The organism is Pseudoalteromonas sp. SWXJZ10B (assembly GCF_015864475.1).
Lineage (GTDB): Bacteria > Pseudomonadota > Gammaproteobacteria > Enterobacterales > Alteromonadaceae > Pseudoalteromonas > Pseudoalteromonas arctica.
Map to the genome: position 1 here is coordinate 253,030 of NZ_JADYXD010000004.1, position 7,944 is coordinate 260,973.

The following is a 7,944-nucleotide window of genomic DNA, read 5'->3' on the forward strand; positions in this document are numbered from 1 at the left end:
AAAGAGGAATAGGGAACTATGCGCCTAAACGGTGTGCAAAGACTATTAGAAACTGGGCTGATTATCAGCACCTTTACGGCAATATTTATTTTATGTGCCTTAATCAGCTTTGATCCAGCAGATGCTGCATGGTCGCAAACTAGTTTTAGCGAAGTTAGCAATATCACAGGAGCAGCCGGTGCATGGATAGCCGACATTTTATTACTCACCTTTGGTTGGTTGGCTTACTTAGTGCCAGCGGCCATTCAGCTATTTGGCTACTTGCTATTTAAACAACCTCACCGCATTTTACAGCTTGATTACACCACCTTAGCGCTGCGTGTTATTGGTTTTGCTTTGTTTATCACCTCAGCTACCGCTATTAGTAGTATCAATTTTGACGATATTTATAACTTTTCCTCTGGTGGGGTAGTGGGCGATGTTATTGCATCAGCGATGATGCCTGCATTTAACTTTACCGGTACATCTATATTATTGCTGTGTTTCTTTTTTGCCGGGCTTACCTTATTAACGGGTGTATCGTGGGTTGATTTTGTAGATTACCTTGGCGATTTAATGGTTAGGTTTTACCGCTTTATTGTATCGTACGCAAAAGGTTGGATGCACCGAGAACACGCTGCGGGCAAAGCAAATAATTACGATGAAATAGACGCCCATTTTGAAGACGATATAAAAGAGCAAATAGAGCTGCCTACATCAGCTAAAAAAGCAGAGAAACAAAAAGCAATTAATAAACCGCAAACGCCATTTAGCGAGCCACAAATTAGTGACGACTTTATGCCGTTTGATGAGCTTGACGACATACTCGATCAAGAGATTGGCTTTAGCGCCATAGACGACGAGCCAATGGATACAGAAGCTGCATTAAATGCGCTAGACCAAAGCCCCGTAATAGAGCCAGAAAAACCAGTTACCACGGTTGTATCGCCAGCTAGGCCAATGCCTAAAGCAAAACCTGCGTATCAACCGCCGCCAACGGCTAAAGAAAAGTTTGAGCAATTACTAACGCAAGAGCCACCACCGGGGCCATTACCGTCGCTTGATTTACTCGACAGACCGGATAAAGCTAAAAACCCTATTTCGCAAGAAGAACTCGACACCGTATCGCGCTTAGTAGAGACAAAACTACTCGACTTTAACGTTCAAGCTAAAGTTGTTGCTGTATACCCAGGGCCAGTTGTTACACGTTTTGAGCTAGATTTAGCTCCCGGCATTAAAGTATCTAAAATTACAGGCTTAGCTAAAGATTTAGCGCGTTCGCTTTCGGCAATTAGTGTACGTGTTGTAGAAGTTATACCTGGCAAAACCTATGTAGGTATTGAGCTTCCTAACAAACACCGTGAAATAGTACGTTTGTCAGAGGTAATAAATGCGCCTAAATTTGAGCAAAACCCGTCGCCACTTACTATGGTGTTAGGTAAAGACATTGCCGGTCAGCCTGTATGTGCCGACCTTGGTAAAATGCCACACTTATTAGTAGCAGGTACAACCGGTTCAGGTAAATCAGTGGGCGTTAATGTCATGATAGTAAGCTTACTGTACAAATCGGGTCCTGACGATGTACGTATGATCATGATTGACCCTAAAATGCTTGAGCTTTCAGTATACGAAGGTATTCCGCACTTATTGTGTGAAGTAGTGACCGACATGAAAGAAGCCGCTAACGCACTGCGTTGGTGTGTAGGCGAAATGGAACGTCGTTATAAATTAATGTCAGCATTAGGTGTACGTAACTTAAAAGGTTACAACCAAAAAGTGCTTGAAGCCAAAGAAGCGGGTTACCCAATTCTTGATCCATTATTTAAAGACACAGATGGCATGAAAGAAGGCCCAGACGAGCTAGGTAAATTACCAAGTATTGTTGTAGTAATTGACGAATTTGCCGACATGATGATGATTGTAGGTAAAAAAGTAGAAGAGCTGATTGCCCGCATAGCCCAAAAAGCACGTGCGGCAGGTATTCATTTAATACTGGCAACTCAGCGCCCATCGGTTGATGTAATTACAGGTTTAATTAAAGCAAATATACCAACACGTATGGCGTTTCAGGTATCAAGTAAAATAGACTCACGTACCATACTTGATCAACAAGGCGCCGAAAACCTGCTGGGTATGGGTGACATGCTTTATTTACCACCAGGTACTAGCGTACCAGAGCGTGTGCATGGCGCGTTTGTAGACGACCATGAAGTACATGCCGTAGTAAACGATTGGAAAGCGCGTGCTAAGCCAAATTACGTTGATGAAATACTCAATGGTGATGCCAGTGAAGATATTTTATTGCCAGGTGAAGCAAACGAAAATGCAGACGAAGAGAACGATCCGTTATACGACGAAGCCGTATCGTTTGTAATTGAAACAGGCAAAGTATCGGTGTCGTCAGTGCAACGTAAACTGCGTGTTGGCTATAACCGCGCAGCACGTTTAGTAGAACAAATGGAAACATCGGGTATCGTGAGTTCACCAGGTCATAACGGCGCTCGCGATGTATTAGTACCTAATGGAGCAAATTAATGAAAAAATTTAACGCCTTATTATTAGTGTTAGGCAGCGTACTTGCCGCACCAAGCTTTGCTGATGACAGCCAAGCATTACAAGACAGACTTGCTACTTTAAAAAGCTTTAAAGCGCAGTTTGCACAAAAAGTAACAGACAAAGAAGGCCAAGCTGTTATGCAAGGCGAGGGCACAATAGCGCTTCAACAGCCTATGATGATTCGCTGGCAGCAAACTAATCCAGACGATACGTTATTTGTATCAAACGGCGATAAAACATATTACTTCGACAGCTTTGCTGAGCAAGTAACGATTATGAAAACCAGCAGCTTGATCGACTCGACACCGTTTGTGCTACTTACATCAAAAGACCCAGCACAGTGGGAAAAATACAGCGTACTTGCAACAAGTACAGGCTTTAGCGTAACGCCAAATAAAGGCGTAGAAAGCCAAGTAGAACAACTTGATATAGCGTTTGCAGATAACGAACAAGGCCTTGCTAAATTAGTAGTTACCGACAACTCAGGGCAGCTATCGTCATTTACGTTTAACGATGCACAAGTTAATACACAGCTTGATAAGAGCACTTTTGAATTTACGCCTCCTGAAGGTGTTGAAATAGACGATCAGAGTAACGGTGAGTAATTTAGGATTTAATTTTGGGCCTGATGTACGGCCACTTGCTGCGCGTATGCGCCCTACAACGCTTGACGAGTACATTGGTCAACAGCATTTATTAAGTGCTGACAAACCGCTGCATCAAGCCATTGTAGCGGGGCGCTGCCATAGTTTAATTTTGTGGGGCCCGCCGGGTGTAGGTAAAACAACACTTGCGCAAATAATTGCCAACCATGCAGATGCCTCACTTATTCAAATGTCGGCGGTAACCGCAGGCGTAAAAGATATACGTGACAGCGTAACGCAAGCGCGCGATAACTTAGAAAGCCGCGGCCAACGCACCCTTATGTTTGTTGACGAAGTTCACCGCTTTAATAAGTCTCAGCAAGATGCGTTTTTACCGCACATTGAAGACGGCACCTTTATATTTGTAGGTGCAACCACCGAAAACCCATCGTTTGCCCTCAACAACGCTATATTGTCGCGTGCGCGTGTGTATGTTTTAAAATCGCTTGCCGATACCGACTTATACACCGTAATAGAGCGCGCACTTAAACAAGATGAGCAGCTAAGCCAAAAACATATAACTATTGCCGACAACGCTAAAAAGGCACTGTGTCAAGCAAGTGGTGGCGATGCGCGAAAAGTACTTAATTTACTTGAACAAGCAGTTGATTTAACAACCCAGCAAAACGGGCAATACAACGTAGATGAGCACGTACTTAGCCAAGTACTGCCTACACACTTAGCTAAATACGATAAAGGCGGCGATGAGTTTTACGATTTAATATCAGCCTTTCATAAATCAGTACGTGGTAGCTCCCCTGATGGTGCTCTGTATTGGTATTGCCGAATTTTAGCTGGTGGCGGCGACCCTTTGTATGTAGCAAGGCGTTTACTTGCCATTGCAACAGAGGATATAGGCAACGCCGATCCGCGCGCGATGGAAGTGGCCTTAAATGCGTGGGATATATTTCAGCGAGTAGGGCCTGGCGAAGGCGAACGTGCTATTGCACAAGCCACATTGTATTTAGCCAGCGCCCCCAAAAGTAATGCGGTGTATATGGCGTTTAATCAAGCCAAGCAGGATGCTCAAAACGAGCCAAGTTACCCTGTGCCAGAGCATTTACGCAATGCGCCAACCAACTTAATGAAAGACCTAGGTTACGGCGCCGAGTACCGCTATGCGCATAACGAAGAAGGCGCATTTGCCGCAGGTGAAAAGTACTTACCGCCAGAAATGGAAGGTAAAGAATATTACTTACCGAGCGATCGCGGACTTGAGCAAAAAATTAAACAAAAACTCGACTACCTAAAAGAGCGCGATGCGCAAAGCCCACTTAAACGGTACGAAAATGATTAAACTTTATATGATGATCGCCCTTGGCGGAGCCTCAGGTGCGTGTTTACGGTTTTTTATTAGCGAAAGCATGCTAAAACTCCTCGGTAGGGGATTCCCTTTTGGCACGTTGACGGTTAATATTCTGGGTTCATTGTTAATGGGCATTTTGTACGGTTTGATAGATAAAGAAATTATCACCGCAAGCCCCGCCAAAACCCTTATCGGTATTGGCTTTTTAGGTGCATTAACCACCTTTTCAACATTCTCAATGGACTCGTTGTTGTTATTACAACAAGGTCACTTTATTAAAATGGCCCTCAATATCATCTTAAACGTGATGGTGTGTATTTTTATGGCTTGGCTGGGCCTTCAGCTAGTAATGCAAAAAGGTTAAAAAACTAACATGTTAGATTCTAAATTTTTACGTCAAGACATCGAACAAACTGCAGCACGTTTAGCGGCGCGCGGTTACGAACTCGATGTAGCGACGGTAACGGCACTTGAAGAAAAACGCAAAACATTACAAGTAAAAACGCAAGAACTTCAAAGTCAACGTAATGCAAGCGCTAAAGCAATTGGTCAAGCCAAAGCAAAAGGCGAAGACGCGCAGCCATTACTTGATGCAGTAGCTAACTTAGGTAGCGAGCTAGACGCTGCTAAAACTGAGCAAGATGAAGTATTAGCCGCAATTAACGACATTGCTTTAGCAATTCCTAACTTGCCAGACGAGTCAGTACCAGCGGGTAAAGACGAAGACGACAACGTTGAAATTTTAACGTGGGGAACACCTAAAAAATTCGATTTTGAAGTTAAAGATCACGTAGATGTAGGGCAAGACCTAAACGGTTTAGACTTTGAAATGGGCGTTAAAATTAGTGGCGCACGTTTTACCGTAATGCGCGGTCAAGTAGCGCGTATGCACCGTGCACTAACGCAATTTATGCTAGATACACACGCAGACAAAAACGGCTACACCGAAATGTATGTACCGTACTTAGTTAATAGCGCAAGCCTTTACGGCACGAGCCAATTACCTAAATTTGCGGGCGATTTGTTCCACACATTAGGCCTTGTGAACGACGATGGTGAACAACAAGCCGGCTTTAGCTTAATTCCTACAGCAGAAGTACCGCTTACAAACAGCGCCCGCGACGAAATTTACGACGAAAGCGATTTACCAATTCGATTAGTTGCCCACACTCCATGTTTTAGAAGCGAAGCAGGCAGCTATGGCCGCGATACTCGAGGCTTAATTCGTCAGCACCAGTTTGATAAAGTTGAACTTGTACAGCTTGTAAAACCAGAAGACTCAATGGCAACACTTGAAGAGTTAACAGGTCACGCAGAGCAAATACTACAAGCGCTAGAGCTTCCGTACCGTAAAGTAATTTTATGTATGGGCGACATGGGCTTTGGCTCAGCTAAAACATACGATTTAGAAGTATGGCTACCTGCGCAAGACACATACCGCGAAATTTCATCATGTTCAAACATGGCTGATTTTCAGGCGCGTAGAATGCAAGCACGTTTTCGCCGTGAAGGTGTTAAAAAGCCAGAGTTACTACATACACTAAATGGTTCAGGCTTAGCAGTGGGTCGTACACTCGTAGCTATACTAGAAAACTACCAACAAGCCGATGGCACAGTAGTAGTACCAGAAGCATTACGCCCATACATGGGTGGATTGGAAGTGATTGGTAAACAATAAAAATCAAGTTTAAGTTAAGCAAGCTTTAAGCTTGTAAATCTTAATACGAAAGCCGCTGTTTGTAATGAACAGCGGCTTTTTTGTTTTAGGTTAAAAGTAAAAAGGTTCAGCTAATATGTAGGGCGTGTTTTAGCGCGTTACAGTTATTTGCCAAAGTTATGCGCTGTCCTTTTTATCAGTTTCTAGCGCTAGATTTTGCGAGTTTACAAAATGGTTTAAACATAACTTCACCTGAGTATTTCCATATAGCTAGGGTGTTGCATATTATTAAAGTGGATATAGGCAGCTATCAAAACAGATAAGCTTCAATCGTGCTCCTTGTATAGCTAGTAATAATAGCGCTGGCTATACATATGGACTGTAATCGTGGTTAGAAAAAGAGATTTCATAAATAATATTTAACTTTAAAAACACGCTGTATGTATCGACAGTCATTTGTGTTTTGTCCAATAATATTATTAAAAGTCGTTTTGGTGTATTTTAACAACGAGCATTTTATAACATACGTAATTACTTGTTTACATTGGCGTTATTTAGTGGAATTATTGAGCCATGTAATATACGCCGTTTTGGGGTGTTATAACCCCCCAAAGTGGTGTTCAATAAGCTGTTATGTTTATAAGGAAGTATCGGTGTCATATAAAAATATTGGTTTTACAAATATATTCGTTTTATTGGTTACATTTTTAGTCTCTAGTTGTTCTACTGCTCCTGTTAGATTAAGTGAGTCGATTCCTATTTCAAATCAAAGTACATATCTTGCTTATGCAAAGTATTCATTACCTAAGAAATCAGGCAGTAAGATTATTATTGTCCGTGACAGTGGTTTATTTGGGAGTGCAATTCCTGCCACGTTATTTATTAATGGGGAAAGGGTTGCTAGTTTGGCTGTATCTGAATCTATTGTGTTACATGTGAATTTAGAGGATAACTTAATAGGTGTTGCCCCAATATCCCAACTTAGCTCTGAATCATCATCTTTGAACTTAATAGAACACTCCTTACATGTTACCCCAAACAAAACATATGCTTATCGTATTACGGTTGGTGGCGAAAGCGGATTGATTCTTCAACGCAGTTCCCAACTATAAACATAACAAGTCACTCAAGCAGGACAAATAACAGTTGGCTATTTGCTCGTGCCTCGCTTATTTTAGCCAACTATCCTTTGCCTCTTAGTGAGGCGTTGAGGCTGTAGAATTACTCTTTTTAGGAACGTATTCTACTATTTTTAATTGATTGCTTTTTAACCTTGAATCCATCTGTTCGCTGTGATCTAATAGATATTATTCACCCACGGTAAACTGTTATGGCTAACTATAAGCCTGACTTATCCTGTCAAAATAAATTCATTCCTATCAATTTCGCTGAACAAATTTTGCCTGGCACCTTTGAGTATGCCCTTTGTTATATTGTCGAAAATAAACTCGACTTGTCGGGCTTTGACGCGTGGTATAACAACGACAGAACGGGTGCGGCGGCGTATCCACCCTCGGTAATGCTAAAGATTATTTTACTGGGTTATGCTCATGGTTTAATTAGTAGCCGCCGAATTGCTAAAGCGTGTGAGACGAACATTTTATTTATGAGTGTGTCGGGTGATATCCAGCCGCATTACACATCTATAGCGGGATTCGTGGCCAAAATGCATGAGCAGATTGAGCCGCTTTTTACGCAAGTACTGATGATATGTGATGAGGAAGGCTTGATAGGCCGCAACATGTTTGCCATTGATGGGTGTAAATTAAAGTCCAATGCGAGTAAAGAGTGGAGCGGCACAT

Annotated in this window: 7 protein-coding genes; all 7 read left to right on the forward strand. The window is 42.4% G+C overall.

Going from position 1 to position 7,944, the window contains the following annotated elements; translation table 11 throughout:
- Positions 1–18 precede the first annotated feature (18 nt).
- Positions 19–2,514: a DNA translocase FtsK gene (locus I6F54_RS06125; protein ID WP_197140322.1), complete on the forward strand. Its 2,496-nt coding sequence runs from the start codon at positions 19–21 to the stop codon at positions 2,512–2,514.
- Positions 2,514–3,140 (forward strand): outer membrane lipoprotein chaperone LolA, encoded by a 627-nt coding sequence (gene lolA, locus I6F54_RS06130; RefSeq protein WP_197140331.1) that lies wholly within the window; start codon positions 2,514–2,516, stop codon positions 3,138–3,140. The genes I6F54_RS06125 and lolA overlap by 1 nt, the downstream gene beginning before the upstream one ends.
- Positions 3,133–4,476, forward strand: a complete 1,344-nt coding sequence (locus I6F54_RS06135; protein WP_197140333.1) for a replication-associated recombination protein A — start codon at positions 3,133–3,135, stop codon at positions 4,474–4,476. Before lolA ends, I6F54_RS06135 begins: the two co-directional genes overlap by 8 nt.
- Positions 4,469–4,849: a fluoride efflux transporter CrcB gene (gene crcB / locus I6F54_RS06140; protein WP_021032117.1), complete on the forward strand. Its 381-nt coding sequence runs from the start codon at positions 4,469–4,471 to the stop codon at positions 4,847–4,849. Before I6F54_RS06135 ends, crcB begins: the two co-directional genes overlap by 8 nt.
- A 9-nt stretch (positions 4,850–4,858) precedes the next feature.
- Positions 4,859–6,163 carry a serine--tRNA ligase gene (serS, locus tag I6F54_RS06145; RefSeq protein ID WP_165727845.1) on the forward strand — a complete coding sequence of 435 codons (1,305 nt, stop codon included), beginning with the start codon at positions 4,859–4,861 and terminating at the stop codon, positions 6,161–6,163.
- Positions 6,164–6,795: 632 nt separating this feature from the next.
- The gene (locus tag I6F54_RS06150) at positions 6,796–7,254 is read left to right on the forward strand and encodes a hypothetical protein (protein ID WP_197140335.1); all 459 of its coding nucleotides are present in this window, start codon (positions 6,796–6,798) and stop codon (positions 7,252–7,254) included.
- Positions 7,255–7,472: 218 nt separating this feature from the next.
- Positions 7,473–7,944 (forward strand): transposase (locus I6F54_RS06155; RefSeq protein WP_197140337.1); only part of this gene is annotated, 472 nt, incomplete at its 3' end.

Coding starts and splice junctions, on each gene's coding strand:
- I6F54_RS06125 (WP_197140322.1), top strand. CDS start 19: ATGCGCCTAAACGGTGTGCAAAGACTATTAGAAACTGGGCTGATTATC.
- lolA (WP_197140331.1), top strand. CDS start 2,514: ATGAAAAAATTTAACGCCTTATTATTAGTGTTAGGCAGCGTACTTGCC.
- serS (WP_165727845.1), top strand. CDS start 4,859: ATGTTAGATTCTAAATTTTTACGTCAAGACATCGAACAAACTGCAGCA.
- crcB (WP_021032117.1), top strand. CDS start 4,469: ATGATTAAACTTTATATGATGATCGCCCTTGGCGGAGCCTCAGGTGCG.